This window comes from Catenuloplanes nepalensis, from assembly GCF_030811575.1.
Lineage (GTDB): Bacteria > Actinomycetota > Actinomycetes > Mycobacteriales > Micromonosporaceae > Catenuloplanes > Catenuloplanes nepalensis.
Genome location: NZ_JAUSRA010000001.1, coordinates 6414923 through 6435337 on the forward strand (window position 1 = coordinate 6414923; position 20415 = coordinate 6435337).

At 73.0% G+C, this 20415-nt stretch carries 15 protein-coding genes; 5 read left to right on the forward strand and 10 right to left on the reverse strand.

Translation table 11 applies throughout. The features are described from left to right. Nucleotides 1–105: 105 nt before the first annotated feature. From J2S43_RS27500 to J2S43_RS27525, 6 genes are all read right to left on the reverse strand, one after another. Nucleotides 106–705 (reverse strand): regulatory protein RecX, encoded by a 600-nt coding sequence (locus J2S43_RS27500; RefSeq protein WP_306839479.1) that lies wholly within the window; start codon nt 703–705, stop codon nt 106–108. 353 nt (nt 706–1058) lie between these two features. Then, nucleotides 1059–2105, reverse strand: a complete 1047-nt coding sequence (gene recA, locus J2S43_RS27505; protein ID WP_306834046.1) for a recombinase RecA — start codon at nt 2103–2105, stop codon at nt 1059–1061. Nucleotides 2106–2295: 190 nt separating this feature from the next. Next, on the reverse strand, nt 2296–2496 hold the full coding sequence (locus J2S43_RS27510; protein WP_306834048.1) for a DUF3046 domain-containing protein: 201 nt from the start codon (nt 2494–2496) through the stop codon (nt 2296–2298). Continuing rightward, complete coding sequence (locus J2S43_RS27515) at nt 2497–3735, reverse strand: MFS transporter (RefSeq protein ID WP_306834049.1); 1239 nt, start codon at nt 3733–3735, stop codon at nt 2497–2499. A 101-nt stretch (nt 3736–3836) separates the two neighbouring features. Beyond that, nucleotides 3837–4484, reverse strand: coding sequence for a UdgX family uracil-DNA binding protein (locus tag J2S43_RS27520; RefSeq protein WP_306834051.1), 648 nt, complete (start codon nt 4482–4484; stop codon nt 3837–3839). Between the two features lie 81 nt (nt 4485–4565). Further along, on the reverse strand, nt 4566–5930 hold the full coding sequence (locus J2S43_RS27525; protein ID WP_306834053.1) for an aminotransferase class I/II-fold pyridoxal phosphate-dependent enzyme: 1365 nt from the start codon (nt 5928–5930) through the stop codon (nt 4566–4568). Between the two features lie 39 nt (nt 5931–5969). Between J2S43_RS27525 and J2S43_RS27530 the strand changes: the two genes are divergently transcribed. After that, complete coding sequence (locus tag J2S43_RS27530; protein ID WP_306834055.1) at nt 5970–7217, forward strand: bifunctional pyridoxamine 5'-phosphate oxidase family protein/GNAT family N-acetyltransferase; 1248 nt, start codon at nt 5970–5972, stop codon at nt 7215–7217. After that, a complete protein-coding gene (gene leuE / locus J2S43_RS27535) occupies nt 7214–7858 on the forward strand; it encodes a leucine efflux protein LeuE (protein ID WP_306834058.1) in 645 nt (214 codons plus the stop codon). The genes J2S43_RS27530 and leuE overlap by 4 nt, the downstream gene beginning before the upstream one ends. A 1031-nt stretch (nt 7859–8889) precedes the next feature. Here the strand turns inward: leuE and J2S43_RS27540 are convergent. The 4 genes from J2S43_RS27540 to J2S43_RS27555 all read right to left on the reverse strand — a co-directional run bounded on the left by J2S43_RS27540 (nt 8890) and on the right by J2S43_RS27555 (nt 18356). Continuing rightward, nucleotides 8890–9981 (reverse strand): sporulation protein, encoded by a 1092-nt coding sequence (locus J2S43_RS27540; protein WP_306834059.1) that lies wholly within the window; start codon nt 9979–9981, stop codon nt 8890–8892. Nucleotides 9982–10051: 70 nt separating this feature from the next. Beyond that, a complete protein-coding gene (locus J2S43_RS27545) occupies nt 10052–11113 on the reverse strand; it encodes a hemolysin family protein (RefSeq protein ID WP_306834061.1) in 1062 nt (353 codons plus the stop codon). Next, nucleotides 11110–12504 (reverse strand): hemolysin family protein, encoded by a 1395-nt coding sequence (locus tag J2S43_RS27550; RefSeq protein WP_306834063.1) that lies wholly within the window; start codon nt 12502–12504, stop codon nt 11110–11112. Before J2S43_RS27550 ends, J2S43_RS27545 begins: the two co-directional genes overlap by 4 nt. Before the next feature lie 341 nt (nt 12505–12845). Next, nucleotides 12846–18356, reverse strand: a complete 5511-nt coding sequence (locus tag J2S43_RS27555) for an Lhr family helicase (RefSeq protein WP_370881786.1) — start codon at nt 18354–18356, stop codon at nt 12846–12848. A 208-nt stretch (nt 18357–18564) separates the two neighbouring features. Between J2S43_RS27555 and J2S43_RS27560 the strand changes: the two genes are divergently transcribed. From J2S43_RS27560 to J2S43_RS27570, 3 genes are all read left to right on the forward strand, one after another. Beyond that, the gene (locus J2S43_RS27560; RefSeq protein ID WP_306834067.1) at nt 18565–18936 is read left to right on the forward strand and encodes a hypothetical protein; all 372 of its coding nucleotides are present in this window, start codon (nt 18565–18567) and stop codon (nt 18934–18936) included. Nucleotides 18937–19216: 280 nt separating this feature from the next. Then, nucleotides 19217–20068, forward strand: a complete 852-nt coding sequence (locus tag J2S43_RS27565) for a DUF5753 domain-containing protein (RefSeq protein WP_306834069.1) — start codon at nt 19217–19219, stop codon at nt 20066–20068. Nucleotides 20069–20187: 119 nt separating this feature from the next. Further along, the gene (locus tag J2S43_RS27570; protein ID WP_306834071.1) at nt 20188–20388 is read left to right on the forward strand and encodes a DUF397 domain-containing protein; all 201 of its coding nucleotides are present in this window, start codon (nt 20188–20190) and stop codon (nt 20386–20388) included. Nucleotides 20389–20415 lie beyond the last annotated feature (27 nt).

Genomic DNA, 20415 nt, shown 5'->3' on the forward strand with positions numbered 1-20415 from the left:
GCGCGGCCGAACCCCGCCCGGACCCGCGGTCCGAGTCTCCGCGCGCACCGCCACTCACGACGGCTCCGAGTCTTCCGGCACCGCACCCGCGCGGCCGAAGGCCGCTCAGACCGGGTCCGAGTCTCCGCGCGCTGCGTCCGCCAGTGCGTCCGGGTCGATCTGGTCGACGAGTTCGGCGTAGCCGCCGGCGAGCTCCTCGGCCTCGGCGGCCTGGGCCTCCATCGCGGCCTTGACCGCGCGGATCGCCAGGCCGGCCGGGTATCCCTTGCGGGCCAGCATGCCCACGACCCGGCGGAAGACCGCGTCGGGCTCGCCACGGGCGGTGCGCACTTTACGCTCGGCCAGCGCGAACGCCGTCGACTCCTCGGTCTCCGGGTCGAGCTCGTCGAGCGCGGCGCCGGCGGTCTCCGAGTCGACGCCCTTGCGGCGCAGCTCGTCGGCGAGCGCGCGCCGGGACAGACCGCGGCCGCGGTGCCGGGTCGTCACCCACTCCCGGGCGAACGCCGCGTCGTCGATCATGCCGACCTCGTCGTAGCGCGCGAGAACGGACTCGATCACCTCGGCGGAGATCTCCCGCTTGGTCAGCGCGGTGGCCAACTCCGCCCGCGTGCGCGGCCGGGTGGCGAGCTGCCGCAGGCAGATCTCGCGCGCCAGCTCGGCCTCGTCCCGCGGCGCCGGCTTCTGCGCCTGGTCGTCGCCGGCCAGGAAATCCTCCGCGGACCCGAAGCCGGCCGCCGCCCCCCGCCGCTGCCGCCGACCCGCACGGCCGAAGCCACCAGCGCCACCGGAATCACCAGCGCTACCGGATCCACCAGCGTTGCCAGATCCACCGGCACCACCGGCGTCATCGGAAACGAGAGCGGCCGGACCGGGACCGGCCGCCTCGGCATCTCCGAAGGGGTCCGGCGGCTCAGGGTCGCCGGCGGCGCTGTCCGAGCCGAAGACCTGATATTCAGGCTCGTCGGAACGCCTGGACGATCGGCGCGCCCGGGGCGGCGCGGCATCCCAGCCCCGCCCCGAACGCGCTCCGCGTCGGCCTGCCATTGCTGCGCCCGCGATCAGAAGTCGACCGGCGGCAGCTCGGGGCCGCCCGCGGCGTCGCCGCTGGTCTGGCCCACGCCGAGCTTCTCCAGGATCTTCTTCTCGATCTCGGCGGCGACGTCCGGGTTCTCCTTGAGGAACTCGCGCGCCTTCTCCTTGCCCTGGCCGAGCTGGTCGCCATCGTACGTATACCACGCACCGGACTTGCGGATGATGCTCTGCTCCACGCCGACGTCGATCAGCGAGCCCTCGCGGGAGATGCCCTTGCCATACATGATGTCGAACTCGGCCTGCTTGAACGGCGCCGCGACCTTGTTCTTCACGACCTTGACGCGGGTGCGGTTACCCACCACGTCGGTGCCGTCCTTCAGGCTCTCGATGCGGCGCACGTCGAGCCGGACCGAGGCGTAGAACTTCAGCGCGCGACCACCGGTCGTGGTCTCCGGCGAGCCGAACATGACGCCGATCTTCTCGCGGAGCTGGTTGATGAAGATCGCCGTGGTGTTCGAGTTGTTGAGAATACCGGTGATCTTGCGGAGCGCCTGGCTCATCAGGCGGGCCTGGAGACCCACGTGGCTGTCGCCCATCTCGCCCTCGATCTCGGCGCGCGGCACCAGGGCCGCCACCGAGTCGATGACGATGACGTCGAGCGCGCCGGAGCGGACCAGCATGTCGACGATCTCGAGCGCCTGCTCGCCCGTGTCGGGCTGGGAGACCAGCAGCGCGTCGGTGTCGACGCCGAGCGCCTTCGCGTATTCCGGGTCGAGCGCGTGCTCCGCGTCGATGAACGCGGCGATGCCACCGGCCCGCTGCACGTTGGCGACCGCGTGCAGCGCCACCGTGGTCTTACCGGAGGACTCCGGACCGTAGACCTCGACGACCCGGCCGCGCGGCAGACCGCCCACGCCGAGCGCCACGTCGAGCGCGATGGAACCGGTCGGGATGATCTCCATCTGGACATGCGGCTTTTCGCCGAGCCGCATGACGGAGCCCTTGCCGAACTGCTTGTCGATCTGCGCCAGAGCGAGCTCGAGCGCCTTTTCGCGGTCAGGACCTGCCGCCATTGAACCCACCCCTACATTCGCCGACTTCGCGGGCGTCTTCGAAGAACCTTTCGTCACGCGCAACACGCTAGGCGCTGGGTATGACAAAAACAGCCTCCGGGGGCCGCCGATGCCGAACCCTTACCCGGAATCGCACGATAGCCGAACACCTGTACGAGATCCACACGACACGCCCGAACGCGTGTGCTATTCACTGGAGCTTCGCGGGCACCCGATCGGGATAAGCAGCGCAAACGGCCCGCCAGACCACGATGGTGGCCACCCCCGAGTCGAGTGCTTCCCGCACGGTCCGGCCACCCAGCGTGGTCAGCACCTGATCGCTCGCGAGGCTCGGCGCGTAACCCGCGCCGAAGACCTCGTCCATCCGCTGCCAGAAATCTGTCAGCCGCACTCACGTCTCCTTGGATGAAGCAGCGTCCTTGGACCGCAACGCTAGCGTCAGCACCGGCAGCGCGGCCATCGCGGCCAGCACCGTCAGCGTGCCATATCCGGCCAGCGCCACGACCGCGCCGCTGAGCGCGCCCGCACCCGCGCCGGCAACGCCCATGACCAGGTCGGACAGGCCCTGGACGGCGGGCCGCCCGGCCGGCGGGACGGACTCGGAGAGCAGCGTCGAGCCACCCACCATCGTGCCCGACCAGCCCAGCCCGAGCAGCGCCAGGCCGAGCGTCAGCCGCGGGGTGTCGTGCCCGGCCGTGCCCGCGATCGCGCACGCCGTGACGAGCGACACCAGCCCGCCGATGATCACCGGTCGGCGGCCGAATCGGTCGGCGAGCCATCCGGTGAGCGGGGACAGTCCGTACATGCCGGCGATGTGCACGCTCAGCACCAGGCCGACGACGCGCAGCAGGTCCGCGTCCGCGTGCCCCTCCCCCAGATGGACCGGCGTCATCGACATCACCGCGACCATCACCAGGTGGCCGGTGGCGACGGCCGCGATCGCGAGCCGCGCGTCGGGCAGCCCGGCGACGACGCGGGCACCGGCCCGCACGCCGGAGGGACGATCAAGGACAGGAGCGGAGGATCCATCGAGGGTACGGGCGAGAAGCAGCGGATCCGGCCGCATCAGAAGCAGGATCACCAGCGCGGCCAGTGCGAACGCCACGCCGCTGACCACGAACGCGCCGCTCAGCACGGGCAGGTGCAGCCCGGCCACGGCCCGGTCCGCGAGGTCCGCCAGGTTCGGCGCGGCCACCGACCCGATCGTGGCCGACCACACCACCAGGGACAGGTCCCGCCCGCGGCGCGCGGGCGCGGCGAGGTCCACCGCGACGTACCGTGCCTGCAGGTTCGCCGCGGTGCCGCCGCCGAACAGGAACATGCCGAGGAACAGCAGCGGCACCGACTCCGCCACGGCCGCGAGCACGATGAGCGCCGCGCCGAGCGCACCCACGGCGTAGGCCAGCGCCATGCCCGGCCGTCGCCCGCGTGCCTGCACGAGCCGGGTGACCGGGACCGCGAGCAGTGCGCCGCCGATCACCGCGCCGCTGCCGGGCAGGCCGGACAGCCCCACGCCGGCCATCCGCGCGGAGAGCAGCGCGCCGACCGTGATGCCGATCGCCACGCCGATCCCGCCGATTATCTGCGTCGACACCAGGAGTGCGAGCGTGCGCCGCTGCACCGCCGTCATGATGAGCCATCTTCCACCCGGCCTGTGCGGCCGGCGGTATCGCGACGCTCCACGGCCCGGGGGCGCCACGCGGAAAGAAGCTCACCCATGGCCTCACGAGATCATGTCAGCGCGCTCGCCGCCACCCGCAGGTCCGCGACCAGACCGTTGAACGCCGCCTCCCGGTCGTCGGCGCGCAGCACCGCGGACGGGTGGATGGTGGCCAGCGCGGTCGCCTCGTGATCGCTCGGGAAGTCCTCCGGGTGCTGTGCGGACGCGGGCCACGGCAGCAGTTGCCCGCGCGACCGGGTGACCCGGAACGACGGGCCGAGCACCGCCTTCGCCGCGGTCGCGCCGAGCAGCACCACCAGTGACGGCCGGAGCTGCGCGAACTCGCTCATCAGCCACGGGTGGCAGGCCGTGATGTGCTGCTGCTCCGGCGTCTTGTGGATGCGCCGCGCGCCGCGCTGCTCGAACCGGAAGTGCTTCACCGAGTTTGTGATGTAGAGGTCCGTCACCGGCAGGCCGGCGTCGTCGACCGCGCGCCGGAGCAGGTGGCCGGCCGGGCCGACGAACGGCAGGCCCTTCTGGTCCTCCACGTCGCCGGGCTGCTCACCAACGAAGATCACCCTGGCGTGCTCGTCGCCGCGGCCGAAGACCACCTGGGTGGCGGGTTCCCACAGCTCACAGCCCCGGCAGCCGGGGGCGGCGGCGCGCAGCTCCGCGATGCTCGTGGCGGAAGAAGGAACGAATGGGGCAGCCGTCTGCATAACGCAGTGTTCTACCTCATCCGTACGACAGAAACAGCGAGGACCGTTCAGCGCGGTGGGGGACCGCTGAACAGCCCTCGGTCAGGCGGTCAGCGCCATCGACGACCGGGCCGGAACCGGGTCGAGCGCGGCCGCCGCGGCCACCGCGTCGGCCAGCGGCGCGATGTCGTCCTCGGCCAGCGGGCTGATCGTGATCCGGATGCCGGGCGGCGACGCGAGCCGGAACAGCGAGCCCGGCGCCACCACATATCCGGCGTCCCGGAGCGCCGCGACCGCGCGTGTCTCGTCCGGCACGCTGACCCACACGTTGAGCCCGGTGCGCCCGCGCGCGTCCAGCCCGTGCGCGGCGAGCGCGGCCCGCAGCGCCAGCCGCCGGGTGACGTAGCTGTCCCGGGCCCGGATCACGCCGTTGATCACCTCGTCGTCCCGCCACAGGTAGAGCACCACGTGCTGGAGCAGCGTCGACACCCACCCGGCGCCGACCCGCATGCGGCCGGCCACGCGCGCGATGGTGGCCTCGTCGCCGGCCACCACCGCGAGGCGCAGGTCCGGCCCGTACGGCTTGGAGACCGATCGCACGAACGCCCACGACCCGGTCGCGCCGGCCAGCGAGTGCAGCGTGACCGGTGCCAGCTCGGCCGCGTGGTCGTCCTCGATCAGCAGCACGGACGGAGACTCGGCCAGCACCGACCGCAGCTCGGCCGCCCGGTAGGAGCTGACCGCGGCGCCGGTCGGGTTCTGCGCGCGGGTGGTCACGATGGCCGCGCCGGCCCCGGACGCGAGCGCGGCGCGCAGGCCCGCAGGCGTCGGCCCCTCGTCGTCGACCGGCATCGGCACCGCGGTCAGGCCGAGCGCGGCGATCAGGTCGAGCGCGTTGGCCCAGCCCGGGTCCTCGACCGCGACCTTGTCGCCGGGCCGCAGGTGCGCGGCGAGCAGCCGTTCCATCGCGTCGAGCGCACCGCTGGTGACCGTGATCTCCGCGCCCTCGACCGGGATGCCGTCGCCGGCGAACCGCTCCCGGGCCAGCTCGACCAGCTCCGGCAGCGCGCCCGCGTCCGTGTAGTTGGTCGGCGAGAACTCCGCGGCCGCGAGCCGGGCCAGGCGCGGGCCGAGCGCGGGCATCAGCGCGAGGTCGGGCTCGCCGGTGGAGAGGTCGAGCGCGCCGGGCGGCGAGGGCAGCCGCAGCGCGGACCGGCCGGACGTGGCGATCGGCGGGCGCTCGCGGACCCGGGTGCCGTTGCGGCCCGCGGTCTCGATCAGACCCCGTTGCCGCAGCGTCTGATAGGCCTTCGCCACGGTGGCCGGGCTACAGCTCAGCGTCTTGGCCAGCGCGCGGACCGGCGGCAGCGCGGCGCCCGGGCCGAGGTCGCCGGAGCGCACGCCGGCCTCCACGCTCCCCGAGATCTCGGCCGCCGTGGAACCCAGGATCTGATAATGTTCTGCCACAGTTTTCCTACTGTACTAGCACAAAGGAGGTCTCACAACATGGGGGACGGCTTCTCACCCACCCATCGCACCACGGCGATGCGCGACAAGGGGCGGATTCGCTACGACCGGGACCTGGCGTACGGGATCCTCGACGAGTCACTCGAGGCGCACATGGCGTTCGTCGTCGACGGCGAACCGCGCGTGCTGCCCACGCTGATCGCCCGCGTCGGCGACACGCTCTACCTCCACGGCTCCACCGGCAGCCGGCCGATGCTGGCCGCGCGCGGCGACGGCCTGCGCGTCTGCGTCGAGGCGACGTTCCTGGACGGGCTCGTGCTGGCGCGCTCCCAGTTCAACCACAGCGCGAACTACCGGTCGGTGATCGCGCACGGCACGGCCCTGCCGGTCACCGACGTGGTGGAGAAGGAGCGCGCGCTCACCGCGCTGGTCGAGAAGATCGCGGTGGGCCGCGCGGCGGACAGCCGGCCCGGCACGAAGAGGGAACTGAGCCAGACCACCGTGCTGGCACTGCCGCTGACCGAGGTGTCCGCCAAGGTCCGCGCGCACGGCGTCGGCGAGGAGGAGCCGGGCGACGAGACGCTTCCGCACTGGGCCGGCGTGCTGCCGGTCCGCCGGGTCACCGGGCTTCCCGAGCCGGACGAGGCGGTCACCGTACCCGTGCCGGATTATCTTCGTCCCGCGCGCAGCGCCTGGGAGACGCCCGCGGTCCTGCGCGGTGAGCACGTGATCCTGGAGCCGCTCGACCTGGTGCACGCGGCCGACCTGCTGGCGAGCTGCGGCGACCCGGAGATCTGGGAGCACCTGCCGGTCGCGGCGCCGCGCACGCTCGACGAGATGCGTGCCTACCTGCGCAATCGCCTGGCCGCCACGCCGACCGTGCCGTGGGTGCAGCGGGACGCGCGCACCGGTGCGGTCATCGGCACCACGTCGTACTACGACATCGAGGAGCGGCACCGCACGGTCGCGATCGGGCACACCTACTACGCGCGGAGCCACTGGCGCACCGGCGCCAACACCGAGTCGAAGCTGCTGCTGCTCGCCCGCGCGTTCGAGGAGCTCGGCGCGGTCCGGGTGACGTGGGAGACCGACGACCGCAACGTTCGGTCACAACGCGCGATCGAGCGGCTCGGCGCGGTCAGGGAGGGCGTGCTGCGCCGGCACAAACGGCGCGCGGACGGCACCTGGCGGGACACCGTGCTCTACTCGATGACCGCGGACGAGTGGCCGAGCGCACGGTCCAATCTGCGGAATCGTCTTCTGGCGCATCGCCCTGAGGGCGCATGATGCACGGCGTGCTGGGAGTGACCGACCTCTGGACCTACGTGATCGGCACGGTGGCGATCGTGCTGCTCCCGGGTCCCAACTCGCTGTTCGTGCTCTCCGTCGCGGCCCGCCGCGGCATCGCCACCGGCTACCGCGCCGCGGGCGGCGTCTTCCTCGGCGACGCCGTGCTGATGGTGCTCTCCGCCGCCGGCGTGGCCTCGCTGCTGCGCGCCCATCCCCCGCTGTTCCTGGTGATCAAGTACGCGGGCGCGGCCTACCTCTGCTGGGTCGGCCTGTCCATGCTGCGCGCCGCCTGGCGCGGTCGCGGTGCGTCGGCCGCGACCGCGGAGGAGCCGCCGGTCGCCCAGCCGTTCCGCAAGGCGCTGCTGATCAGCCTGATGAACCCGAAGGCGATCCTGTTCTTCGTCTCGTTCTTCATCCAGTTCGTCGACCCCGGCTACGCCCACCCCGAGCTGTCGTTCCTGCTGCTCGGCGCGATCGTGCAGGTCTGCAGCGCGCTCTACCTGACCGCGCTGATCCTCTCCGGCAGCTACCTCGCGGCCCAGTTCCGCCGCCGCCGGTTGCTGGCCCGCGCCGGCAGCACCGCGATCGGCGCTCTCTTCGTCACCTTCGGCGCCAAGCTGGCCACGGCCACGCTGTAAAGCACAAGAGCCCTGGAAGCAGATACACCCGCTTCCGGCGTGGCCGAGTTCCGAGTGCTCCCGCGGGCACCGGTCGGCCGCAGAGGCGGAGCGTTCACTCCGGTCGGTGGCGGGGGTCGGGGCGGCAGCCGGGCTCCCTGCACGTTCCGCACGACTCGGCTTGGAGACACCAACCCCGCAACCGTGATCGAGGCGTCCCCCAGCCGTCAGAACGACGGGCGACGCCCCGATCACGGGTCCGCTGTTGCCCGCCGGGAGCGGGCTCGGGTTGTGGTGACCAGGTGCGGAACCCATTAGGGAGGCCGCCCGCGGCCGACCGGTGCCCAATGCCACTCAGGCCAAGTTGATCATGGAATTCGACCTGCGCCCTCCACAAGCACCTCGCCGGCATCCGCGCGACGCCGCCGGTCCGCCTTCGTTGCCCATCCCTTCGGACCGGGAGCGCAGGCCCACCCGAGCCCGCGCGCGGCAACCAGGCGCTCCGCGCCCGAAATATCGTGACATCGACCCACTGGCGTGGGCTACTCGCCCGCGAGGTGCCACCGCCGCGACCTGAGTGATCAATCAGTGGAGCAAAAGATAGATCAGAAATCGAAGTTGATCGCTTTTTTGCTCCACTGATTGATCACTCAGGCGTCAGGCCAAAGGCCGTCAAGGAATTTCGTAGCGTCGCCAGGCAAGCCCGTGGCAGCTCAGGAAACTTCGGACATAAGGCGCCCGGGAGGTACGGCTCCGCCCGCCGCCGGCGGTGTTTCGATGCCCGGAGGCCGTGCGCGATGCGCGCACCGACAGCAAAGGTGACCTCGAACTCACAGTATTCCTGCCGGGCGGAGGTGCGCGGCCGTACCGCCCCTACTTCAAGATCGAAATGCGCTGAGTGGCATTGGACGGTGCCCGCTCCGAGCATGCGGACCGCGCCACGCCGGATGCGGGAATATCCGATTTCAACGGTTTTGTGTTTCTGGCGGTGTGTTCCGGAAGACGACTCGGGGCGCGAGGAGAACCCCGCGCCCCGTGACGATGCCGAAAACTCAGCCCTCGTCGCCCTCGTCACCCTCGAACACGTCCTCCACGGCCTCACCGAGGATCATGCCGCCGAGGAGGCCGCCGGCCGCGCCCGCCACGACGCCGCCCATGCCGCCGCCGTGACCGCGCCGGTAGTGGCCGTGGTAGCCGCCGCCGTGACCGTAGCCGGGAGCGCCGTGACCGGGAGCGCCGTAGCCGCCGCCGGGGGCCGGGTAGCCGGGCGGCGGGTAGCCACCGGGTGCGCCGTAACCCGGAGCACCGTGGCCCGGAGCCCCGTAGCCGGGCGCGCCGTAGCCGCCGCCGTGGCTGGAGCGCATGGACGAGTAGCCGCCGACCGCCTGCCGCATCCAGCCGTCGACGACCTGGGCCCAGTCGGTGTCGTCGGCCTGCGCGTGCGAGACCTGGTAGCGGCCGTAGGTGTCGCGGCCCTCGGTGAAGAAGCCGCCGCGCTTGTCGAACTCGAGCACGATGTCCATGCCCTGCGGGTTCGTCACGAAGGTCAGCTCGACCTCGTTGATCGTGCCCTGGTACTGCGCGGGCGGGTAGAACTCGATCTCCTGGTAGAACGGCAGCTGCTGGTTGACGCCGGTGATCCGGCCGCGCTCCAGGTCCGCGGTCTTGAAGTGGAAGCCGAGCCGCATGAACGCGTCCAGGATCTTCTCCTGGATCGGCAGCGGGTGCACGTAGATCGGGTCGAGGTCGCCCTTGTCCACGGCGCGCGCGACCGACAGCTCGGTGCGCAGGCCCATGGTCATGCCGCGCAGCCGCTGGCCGTAGACGTCGGTGATCGGCGTCTCCCACGGGATCGGGAAGCGGACCGGCAGCTGGCGCCGCTCGTTCGCCTCCAGGCGGAAGCGGCCGGCGACGACCACCCGGTGGAACTCCATGACGGAGTCCCAATCGGTGTCGTGGCCCTCGACCTCGACGCGGGTGACCAGCCCGAGCGCGACGTGTTCGATGTCCACCGCGGTGGTGCCGCCGACGATGTTGACCTGGCCGTCGAGCGTGAGTCCGGGACGGGTGTTCGGGTTGGCGAGCACGGTGTCGACGGACGGCCCGCCGACGCCGAGGGCGCTGAGCATCTTCTTGAAGACCATGAGCCTCGACCTCCTTTATCCGAAAAGTCCGTTATATCCGTATAAAACTGGGTGTTACCTGTGCGGCGGCTCAGCGCATGCGGCGGCCGCGCGGCACGGCGTCGGTCTCGTCGTCGAACTCGCCGATGACCTCCTCCAGGAGGTCCTCCAGCGCGACGAAGCCCACCGTCGAACCCGCGTCCGACACCAGCGCCAGCTGCGCCCGCTCGGCCCGCATCCGGCCCACCGCCTGCATCAGCGTCTCGTCCGCGCGCAGCGTGAACGGCGCCGACATCAGCTCCGCCGCGGTCGCACCGTCCTTCTCCCCGGCGGTGGCGCGCACCGCGTCCCGCACGTGCACCATGCCGAGCACACCGGGCTCGGCCGGGTCGATCACCGCGAGGCGGGACCGGCCGGTCGCGTGCGAGACCTCTTCGATCCGGAACGCCGTGTCGCCCGGGGCCACGCTCACCATCTGCGCGGCCGGCGTGACGATCTCCGCCACCGTGGTCCGCTGCAGCGCGAGCATGCTGGTCAACAGCGCGTGCTGATCCACCGGGAGCGTGCCGTGCTCGCGCGACTGCTCGAGCAGCATGCGCAACTCCTCCGGATCATGCACCTGCGCGAGCTCGGTCTGCGGCTCGATCCTGAAAAGCCGCAGGATCGCGTTCGCCGCGCTGTTCAGTGCGGTCAGCAGCGGGCGCACCGCGCGGGCGAACCCGCGGAACGGCAGCGCCAGCAGCCGCGCCGAGTTCTCCGGGTGACTGATCGCCCAGGACTTCGGCACCATCTCGCCCAGCACCAGGTGCAGGAACGTGACAAGCACCAGCGCGAACAGGAACGCGACCACGTGACTCGGCGCGTCCGGCAGGCCCAGGCCGTGCAGCAGCGGGCTGACCAGCTTCTCGATCGCGGGCTCGGCGAGCGCGCCGAGGCCGAGCGAGCAGAGCGTGATGCCGAGCTGCGCACCGGCCAGCATGACGGTCAGCTCGCGGCTGCCGGCCAGCGCGGCCCGGTCCGCGGCGTCACCGCCGGCGGCGGCCTGCTCCAGCCGGTACCGCTTGCTGGCGATCAGCGCGAACTCCGCGGCGACGAAGAACGCGTTACCGGCCAGCAGCAGGAGCGCGAGAACGATGGCCCATCCGGTGCTCATGATGCCGTCGTCCCCTCGACGCTGCGGTCGCGTCGTGGCCGACGCTGAGCCGATGATTCACTCGCGATCTCGCCCACGTGCACCTCCACCCGGACCGTGCCGGGCACGTGCCGGTCGACCGAGACGACGCTGACCAGTGCCCGCTCCTCCGCGTCGCCGCCCGGGAGCGTCAGCTCCAGCGCGTCGCCGACCTCGGGGATGCGGCCGAGTCGGCGCATGATCAGGCCGGAGACCGTGTCGTACTCGTCGGCCTCGGGCAGCGCGATGCCGGTCGCGTCCGCGATCTCGTCGATCCGCCAGCGGGCCGGCACCAGCCAGGACCCGTCGTCCTGCCGGACCGGGGAGGCCTCGGGCAGGTCGTCCTCGTCGCGGATCGGGCCGACCAGCTCCTCGGCGATGTCCTCCAGCGTGATCAGGCCGGCGAAGCCGCCGTACTCGTCGACCACGATGGCGAGCTGCCGGTGACCGGTGCGCAGCCGGTCGAGCACGGCCGGGACCGGCAGCGACTCCGGCACCATCAGCGGCGGCGACGTGATCTCGCGGACCGGCACCTCGGCCCGGCGCGCCGGCGCGACCGCCAGCACGTCGTTCACGCCGACCACGCCGATCACGTCGTCGACGCCGTCGGCGCCGCGCACCGGGAAGCGGGAGTGACCGGACGCCATCAGCTCGACCACCCGGCTGACCGGGTCGGCCGCGCTGACGCTGGACACGTCCACGCGCGGCACCATGACCTCACCGGCGGTCAGCCGGCGGAAGTCCAGGCCGCGGTCGAGCAGCGCGGAAGTGTCCGCGTCGAGGTGGCCCTCCTTCTGGGCCTCCGCGATGATCTGGGTCAGATCCTCCGCGGTCGCGCCCTCGGGCAGCTCCTCGACCGGCTCGATGCCGATGCTGCGCAGCAACCGGCTGGCCGCGAGGTCGAACAGCTTGATCACCGGACCGAACACGGTGAGGTAGATCAGCGTGGACCGGCTCAGCGCCTTGGCCAGCGCCTCCGGCCGCGCGATCGCGAGGTTCTTGGGGGCCAGCTCACCGAAGATCATCTGCACGACGGTCGCGAACGCCAGCGCCAGACCCATCGAGATCGGGTAACTGACCGCCGCCGGCAGGCCCGCCACGCCGAACAGTTCCGTCAGGCCACCGCCGAGGAACGGCTCCGCGACGTAACCGACCAGCAGCGCGGTCACGGTGATGCCCAGCTGCGCGCCGGAGAGCATGAACGAGAGCCGCTCGGTGACCTTGAGCGCCCGCGCGGCGGCGGCATCGCCCGCCTCCGCCTCCTGGCGCAGCTTGCCACGGTCGACGGCGACGTAACCGAACTCCTGGGCCACGAAGTAGCCGGTAGCGGCGGTCACCACGAGAATCAGCAGAAGCCCCACCACGATCAGCACGACAAGTCACCCTCGGTGCGTGCGGGGCTTTGATGCGAAGGCCGGGGCTCACCCGGCTGGGGACTACAGCCCTCTGGGCTGGGGTCGATCATGCAGGCACACTACCAGCGACCGCTGGGCATTCGCTGTGAGACAAACCCAAGATCAAATCTCCCGTGGGTACGGAATAAGCCCGCAGAAACGCCGATGACCAGCTTTTTCTCCGGCACATCAACTGCCCGCCGCCGGGCGAACGCACCGCAGGACGGACCGACCGCGCCTCGTCGGGAGCGAAGCGGACAGGGGCCCTCCTCGAACACGGAGACCGCAAGGACAGATCGTGCCCGGCTGGGCGGGTCTCGTCAGGAGCGGAGGCGGAGGCCACGAGGGGTGGGACGGAAGCCCGCCGCCGTCAGCGCGTCACGCAGGGGGGAGGCGCGGAGCGTCTCGCCGTCGGCGCGTTCGACCGAGAGCGCACCGAGCGCACCGGAGTGCACCGCGTCCGCGAGCGCCTTCGCCCCGGCCGCGAGCGCGTCCGGCTCCTCGGTGAACGACAGCAGCGTCCGGCCGCCGCGCTCGACGTAGAGCACCAGCTCGCCGCCGACCAGCGCGACCAGCGCGCCCGCCTTCCGCCCGGCGCGGTGCCCGGTGCCGCCCGGCCGGCCGGCCGGTCCGGGGACCGGATCGCCTCCGGGGCTTCCCACGGTCTGCCGGGCCGCGTCGTCAGCGCCGGTGCCCGTGCCGTCCCAGGCGATCGCCCGGGACCGCCCGGTGGCGCCGCCGGCCCGCTCGCCGGCACCGGCTGGCCGCGCGGCCTGGGACGCACCGGCGGCGGGCAGCGGCGCCGGCGCCTCGCCGGCTCCGGTGGATCGCGCGGGCTGTGCCGCGCCGGCCGAGCCGTCGCCGGAGTCGACCGCGCGGTCCGGCCAGGGAAGTGCCGCGCCGAACGGGTTCGCCGGGTCGGTCGCGGCCAGGATCAGCGCCGGGCCGCCCGCGGAGCGCCGGCTGGGGTCCTCGGCCTTGTCCGCGAGCGCGCGCAGCCGGTCGACCGCGCCCGGCACGGCGAACTGCGCCGCGCCCAGGCCCTCGACGAAGTAGCCGCGCCGCGCGGCTCCACGCTCCTCCATCGCCGCGAGCACCGGGTAGACGCCGGAGAACCCGCCGGGCGGGCCCTCCGCGGCGACCGCGCCGCGGGTTACCACGCCGTGCCGCTCGAGCAGCAGGTCCGCGGTCACGGCGGCGCGCTGGGTCGGATCCGGGTCGCGCTCGGGCAGCAGCGACCAGCGGCCGGCCATCGTCGGCGGCCCGCCCCGGCTGGGCATCGCCATCCGGCCCGGCCGCCGGTACCGGCCGCGCGACGCGACCGGCTTGGTCTTGTGCGCACCGCCGGAGCCGAGCAGTGCGCGCAGCGGCGCGATCGTGTCGTTCGTCAGGTATCCGGCCCACACCAGATCCCAGACCGCGGCCGCCATCTCCGCGTCGTCGACCAGCCCACCCTTCGCCGTCGGCCGGAACGCCGCGTCCCGGCCACCGAGGAGGTCCCGCCCGGACGGCCGCCGGCCGGAGACCACCGGCCGGTCGGAACCCCAGGTCGTGACGGCGTCGCCGACGGCCGGATCCGCATCGCCGGCCGGCCCGTCGCCGCCGCTCTCGACACCGGCGGAAGCCGGCGTATCGGCCGGTAAGGAAGCCGGTGCGTCAGCCGGGAACGCGCCGCCTGAACCAGGGCGACCCGGCACGGCCCGGTCCTCAGCCGCGATCTCGACCGGCAGCCCGTCCGCGGACACCGCGCCGCCACCACGCGATCCAGCACCTTGGTCCCCCGGCACGGCCCGGCCCTCCGCCGGGGATCCGTCCGCCGGCGCCGGGCCGGCACCACGCGATCCACCACCCCGGCGCCCCCGCACGGCCCGGCCCTCAGCCGGGGATCCGTCCGCCGGCGCCGGGCCGGCACCATGCGATCCACCGCCCCGGCGCCCCCGCACGGCCCGGCCCTCAGCCGGGGGTTCGTCCGCGGATGTCGCGCGGGAGCCGGGGACTCGGCCGCGCGCGGTCTGGCCGTCGGCGGGCGGTTCGGCCGGGGCCGCGGTGGCGGCCGCCGTGGTCGCGGCGAGCGTCTGGAAGGTGCGGTCGGAGAGGGAGCGGAAGAACAGCGCCTGCCCGTCCGCGAGTGCCGCCAGGATCGCGCGGTGCAGCGGGGTCAGCGGGAGCGCGTCGTCGACCGGCGGCAGGATCAGCGGTGCCGCGTCCGCGTAGGCGAGCGTGACCCAGCCGTCGTTGCCGGGCAGCGTGCCGGCGCCGGACCAGACGACCTCGCCGGTGGCGCACAGCTCGTCGAGGTGGCCGGCCGTGTAGTCGGCGACGCGGGCGGGCAGGATCAGCCGTTCCAGCGCGGACGCGGGCACGGCCACGCCCTGCAGCTGGTCGATCGCGGCCGCGACCGCCTCGACGCCGCGCGCGGCGCCGCCGACCTGCTGCCAGCGCGGCAGGAACGTGGCCAGCGCGCGGGCCGGGACCGGCTCGATCTCCCGGCGCAGCGCGGCCAGCGAGCGGCGGCGCAGCAGTCGCAGCACCTCGGCGTCGCACCACTCGCTGGTGCCGGCCGCACCGCCGGCAACCGGGGAGAACTCGCCGGTGACCACGCGCCCGGCCGCGGCCAGCCGGCGCAGCGCCTGCTCGACCACGAACACGCCGAGCCCGAACCGGGCCGCGCAGGTGGCGGCGGAGAACGGGCCGTGCGTGCGGGCGTAGCGCGCGACCAGGTCGCCGAGCGGATCCGGTGCGGGCGCGAGGAACGCCTCCGGCAGCCCGACCGGCAGCGCCACCCCGAGCGCGTCGCGGACGCGGCCGGCGTCCTCGATGCCGATCCAGCGCTCCTCGCCGGCGATCCGCACCAGCACCGCGCGGCGCGCGTCCCGCAGGGATGCGGCCCACGACGAGCCGGCGCCGCGCAGCGCCAGCTCGGCCGGGGACAGGTCACCGAGCAGGCGCAGCAGCTCGGCCACGTCCTCCGCGTCGCGCGGCTGCCGCTCCTCGGTGAGCCACTGCAGGCGCGCCTCGGTCTCCGCGACCACCTCGGGGTCGAGCAACTCGCGCAGGTCGACACGGCCGAGCAGCTCGCCGAGGAGCGTGGCGTCGAGCGCGAGCGCGGCGGCCCGGCGCTCGGCCAGCGGCGCGTCGCCCTCGTAGAGGAACGCCCCGACGTAACCGAAGAGCAGTGACCGGGCGAACGGAGACGGCCGCGGCGTCTCCACCTCGACCACGCGCACCTTGCGGCCGGCCAGGTCGCGGGCGAGCCCGAGCAGGCCGGGCAGGTCGAACACGTCCTGCAGGCACTCGCGCGCGGCCTCCAGCGTGACCGGGAAGTCGGCGTATTCCCGGGCGACGTCGAGCAGCTGGGCGGCGCGCTGCCGCTGCTGCCAGAGCGGCTGGCGGCGGCGTGGGTCGCGGCGCGGGAGCAGCAGCGCGCGGGCCGCGCACTCCCGGAACCGGGACGCGAACAGCGCGGACGTGCCGACCGACTCCTCGACCAGCTGGGTCAGCTCGTCCGGCTCGAAGACGATCAGGTCGGCGCCGGGTGGCGTGTCCATGGTGTCCGGCAGCCGGACCACGATGCCGTCGTCGGACGGGACGACCTGCGCGTCCACGCCGTACCGCTCGGTCAGCCGGCGCCCGATCGCGAGTGCCCACGGCGCGTTGACCTTGGCGCCGAGCACGCAGTGGACGGCCATTCGCCAGTCACCCAGCTCGTCGCGGAAGCGCTCGACCACGACCGTGCGGTCGTCCGGCAGCGCGCGGACCGCGTCCCGCTGCTCGCGGAGGTAGGTCACCAGGTTGCCGGCGGCCCAGTCGTCCAGCCCGTCGGCGCGCAGTGCCTCGGTCGCGGCCTCGTCGCCGGCCTTGACGAGCGCGCGCAGCCGGGCGCCGATGGCCCGGCCCAGCTCGATCGGGCGGCCGGGCGAGTCGCCCTTCCAGAACGGCATGCGCGCGGCCTGGCCGGGCGCGGGCGAGACCAGCACCCGGTCCGGCGTGATGTCCTCGATCCGCCAGGACGACGAGCCGAGCAGGAACACGTCGCCGACGCGGGACTCGTAGACCATCTCCTCGTCGAGCTCGCCGACCCGCGCGCCGGGCGCGCCGCCGGCCAGGAACACGCCGAACAGGCCGCGGTCGGGGATGGTGCCGCCGCTGGTGACCGCGAGCCGCTGCGCGCCCGGGCGGCCGGTGAGCACGTCGCCGGTGCGGTCCCAGACCAGGCGCGGGCGCAGCTCGGCGAACGCGGTCGACGGGTATCGCCCGGACAGCATGTCGAGCGTGGCGTGCAGCGCGGACGGCGGCAGCTCCGCGAACGGCGCGGCGCGGTGCAGCAGCTCGGAGAGGTCGGCGACGGTCCACGGGTCCATCGAGACCATGGCCACGATCTGCTGGGCGAGCACGTCCAGCGGGTTGCGCGGGTAGCGCATCTCCTCGATCGCGCCGGCCGTCATCCGCTCCGCGACCACGGCGCAGGAGAGCAGGTCGCCGCGGTGCTTGGGGAAGACGACGCCACGGGAGACCGCGCCGACCTGGTGACCGGCCCGGCCGACGCGCTGCAGGCCGGCCGCGACCGTGGGCGGCGCCTCGATCTGCACGACCAGGTCGACCGCGCCCATGTCGATGCCGAGCTCCAGTGAGGAGGTGGCGACCACGGCGGGCAGGTCGCCGGATTTCAGCGCCTCCTCGATCTGCTTGCGCTCGGTGCGGGAGACGCTGCCGTGGTGCGCCCGCGCGATGATCGTCGGCGCACCGTGCGACTGCCCGGACTGCGCCATGATCTCGGCCGGCATGCCCGCCACCTTGCCCGCGGCGAAAGATCCAGTGCCCTCGCCGGTCCGGCCGGGAGCAGCCGGACCGGGGCCGGGCGCGCCACCCTCCCCCGGCACCGCATGCTCCTCGGCCAGCTCGTTGAGCCGCGCGCAGAGCCGCTCCGCGCCGCGCCGGGAGTTGGTGAACACGATCGTCGACCGGTGCTCGGTGATCAGCTGATAGACCCGCTCCTCGACCGCGGGCCAGATCGACGGCCGGGACCGCCCCGGGTCGGGCGGGCCGCCGTCCGGCTCCGGGCCGGACCCGAAGTCGTCGCCGAGCGCGGTCATGTCCTCCACCGGGACCTGCACGCTGACCTCGATGGTCTTGGTGGACGGCGGCTGCACCACCTCGACCGGCGCGGCGCCGCCGAGGAAGCGCGCGACCTCCTCGATCGGCCGGACCGTGGCGGAGAGACCGATGCGCTGCGCCGGTCTCGGCAGCAGCGCGTCGAGCCGCTCCAGCGAGAGCGCGAGGTGGGCGCCGCGCTTGGTGGCCGCGACCGCGTGCACCTCGTCGATGATCACCGTCTCGACGCCGCGCAGCGACTCCCGCGCCGCGGACGTGAGCAGCAGAAACAGCGACTCGGGCGTGGTGATCAGGATGTCCGGCGGGGTGCGGGCGAAGCCGCGCCGCTCGTCGGCCGGGGTGTCACCGGTGCGCATGCCGACCGTGATGTCCGGCGGGGGCAGCCCGAGCCGGGACGCGGCGTGCCGGATGCCGGTCAGCGGCGCGCGCAGGTTGCGCTCGACGTCGACCGCGAGCGCCTTGAGCGGGCTGATGTAGAGCACCCGGCAGCGCTGTTTCGGCTCGTCCGGCCGGGGCTCGCGGGCCAGCCGGTCGAGCGAGGCGAGGAACGCGGCGAGCGTCTTGCCGGAGCCGGTCGGCGCCACGACGAGCGCGTGCCGCCCGGCGGCGATCGCCCGCCAGGCGCCGTCCTGCGCGGGCGTGGGCGCGGCGAAGGCGGCGGCGAACCACTCCCGGGTCGCCGCGCCGAATTCTGCCGGCGCCGTAGCCATGCCCACCATCCTGCCCGCCGGGTACGACATTTTCGCGTGAGCGCTCCGCCGGACCCCGCCGGCGAACCGGCGGGCGCCCGCCGAACGGCCTGACCTGCGGCGCAGCCGACCGGGAACTTGCCCCGGGGCCCGGCACCGAAACCAGGCAGGCGTCGCCATCTGGCCGGAAACACGTTAATGAAGTGACTTTTCGGACGCATACGGGGAAGGGGTCGAGGTGCACCGCGGCCTGGAGCACGACACGGAGGTCCTGATCCGCCAGGTGGACGGCCACCTCGCCACGCTGCGCACCGCGCGCGGACGCCACGACCTCGCCCTGGCCGAGCGCCTCGCCGCCAGCCTCCGCCACCTGCTGCGCGCCACCACCGACGCGTGCGCGGCCGACCGGGCCCGGGTGCGCGCGGCCGTGCACTACTTCGTGCTGCGCCGGGACGCCCGCTACGACCGCCTGCCGGTCCGCTCGCTCGCGTCCGACCAGCGGGTCATCAACGAGACCGCCCAGCGCCTCGGCCGCGCCGACCTGATCGTCACCGCGGACGTGCCGACGCAGCACAGTGGACCCGTCCAGAGTGCACGCAGCGTGTTCTGACCCCGCGGGTAATCCGTCGCTAAAGCGCAAAATCGGCACCATCCACACCAGACTGACCCATGCCGTAAGGCCTGCCTGACAAGGGTTTGGTGGCAATGCGTGCTGGATCGCTTACCGATCATCCGGTACGGTGTCGCGTTGGCGCCGATCGATGCAGTGGTCCGTGATGTTTTGTTCGTGTCACGGCCGACTTCTCCCACCGATCGATGGCGGGAAATGAAGGTGCATCACACTTTTCGTCCGACCTGGGGGGGCGATGCTCGACTCGAAGGGCCGTAAAGTGCCCACGTTACGCGCGCAATGGCTCGGCCGGGAGCTGCGCGACCTGCGCGAACGGCGCAACCTGACGCTTCGTCAGGTCGCCGAACACCTGAAACGGAACTTCTCCGCACTGAGCAGGTTCGAGAACGCGGAATGGCCGATTCCGCGGCACGACGTCCAGATGCTTCTCGATCTGTACGGCGTCTCGGAGCGACGGGAACGCACCCGGCTGACCCGGCTGAGCGAGGAGGTGTGGCGCCGGGACGACTGGATCGACGAATTCTCCGATGTGATTTACGACCCAACATTCTGCGATCTGGTCTGGCTGGAGCAACGGGCGAAGCGGGTCGGCAGTTACGACGCGTTGTACGTGCTCGGCCTGCTGCAGACCCCGGCATACGCGGAGGCGATGATCCGCACGGTCGAGGGACCGGACGCGGACGGCGACCGGATAGCCCGGTGGGTCCAGCTGCGCCTGCGCCGCCAGCGCGCGATCGAGGGCCCCAAGCCCACCAAGGTCGCGGCGATAGTGGCGGAGTCGGTGCTGCGCAACCCGGTCGGCGGGCCGGAGGTGATGCGGGAGCAGCTGATGCACCTCGGCCGGCTGGCCCGGCGCCGGCACATCGAGATCAGCGTGCTCCCGGCGGAAGCGGGTGCGCACCCGGGCCTGGACGGCTCGTTCCTGCTGTTCGAGATGCCCGACCCGTTCCCGGACGTGGCGTACACGGAGACCATCGCCGGCCGCGCGTTCCAGGAGGGGCAGCGAACGGAACGGTTCGCCTCCGCCTACCGCACGCTGCGCGAGGCCGCGCTGGAACCGGCCGACTCCACCCGGCTCATCGCGGACATAGCGGACGAGTTCAAGAGCTGACAGCGAGGATTGTTCAGCGCGGTGGGGGCCCTCCCGCCTGGCCTGCGGTAACGAACGGCTCGAGTTCGGCGCTGAACAACCCTCGACCACCACGAGGGTACGAAAGAGGCGCGCGCGACATGCATGGGAACGAGATCACCGGATGGCACACCAGCAGCCGGAGCCAGGGCGCGGGCGGTAACTGCGTCGAGGTGGGCCGGGCGGCGGACGGGCGGGCCGCGATCCGGCACAGCCGCCGGCCGTCCGGGGCGATCCTGCTCTGCTCCCCGGCCGGGTGGCGGGCGTTCGTGGCCGGCGTGTGCGGGGACACGTTCGGCTGACGCCCGGCCGTCGGCGGGTCTGGAAGG

Coding starts and splice junctions, on each gene's coding strand:
- recA (WP_306834046.1), bottom strand. CDS start 2,105: ATGGCGGCAGGTCCTGACCGCGAAAAGGCGCTCGAGCTCGCTCTGGCG.
- J2S43_RS27515 (WP_306834049.1), bottom strand. CDS start 3,735: ATGACGGCGGTGCAGCGGCGCACGCTCGCACTCCTGGTGTCGACGCAG.
- J2S43_RS27520 (WP_306834051.1), bottom strand. CDS start 4,484: ATGCAGACGGCTGCCCCATTCGTTCCTTCTTCCGCCACGAGCATCGCG.
- J2S43_RS27530 (WP_306834055.1), top strand. CDS start 5,970: ATGGGGGACGGCTTCTCACCCACCCATCGCACCACGGCGATGCGCGAC.
- leuE (WP_306834058.1), top strand. CDS start 7,214: ATGATGCACGGCGTGCTGGGAGTGACCGACCTCTGGACCTACGTGATC.
- J2S43_RS27540 (WP_306834059.1), bottom strand. CDS start 9,981: ATGGTCTTCAAGAAGATGCTCAGCGCCCTCGGCGTCGGCGGGCCGTCC.
- J2S43_RS27545 (WP_306834061.1), bottom strand. CDS start 11,113: ATGAGCACCGGATGGGCCATCGTTCTCGCGCTCCTGCTGCTGGCCGGT.
- J2S43_RS27555 (WP_370881786.1), bottom strand. CDS start 18,356: ATGGTGGGCATGGCTACGGCGCCGGCAGAATTCGGCGCGGCGACCCGG.
- J2S43_RS27570 (WP_306834071.1), top strand. CDS start 20,188: ATGCATGGGAACGAGATCACCGGATGGCACACCAGCAGCCGGAGCCAG.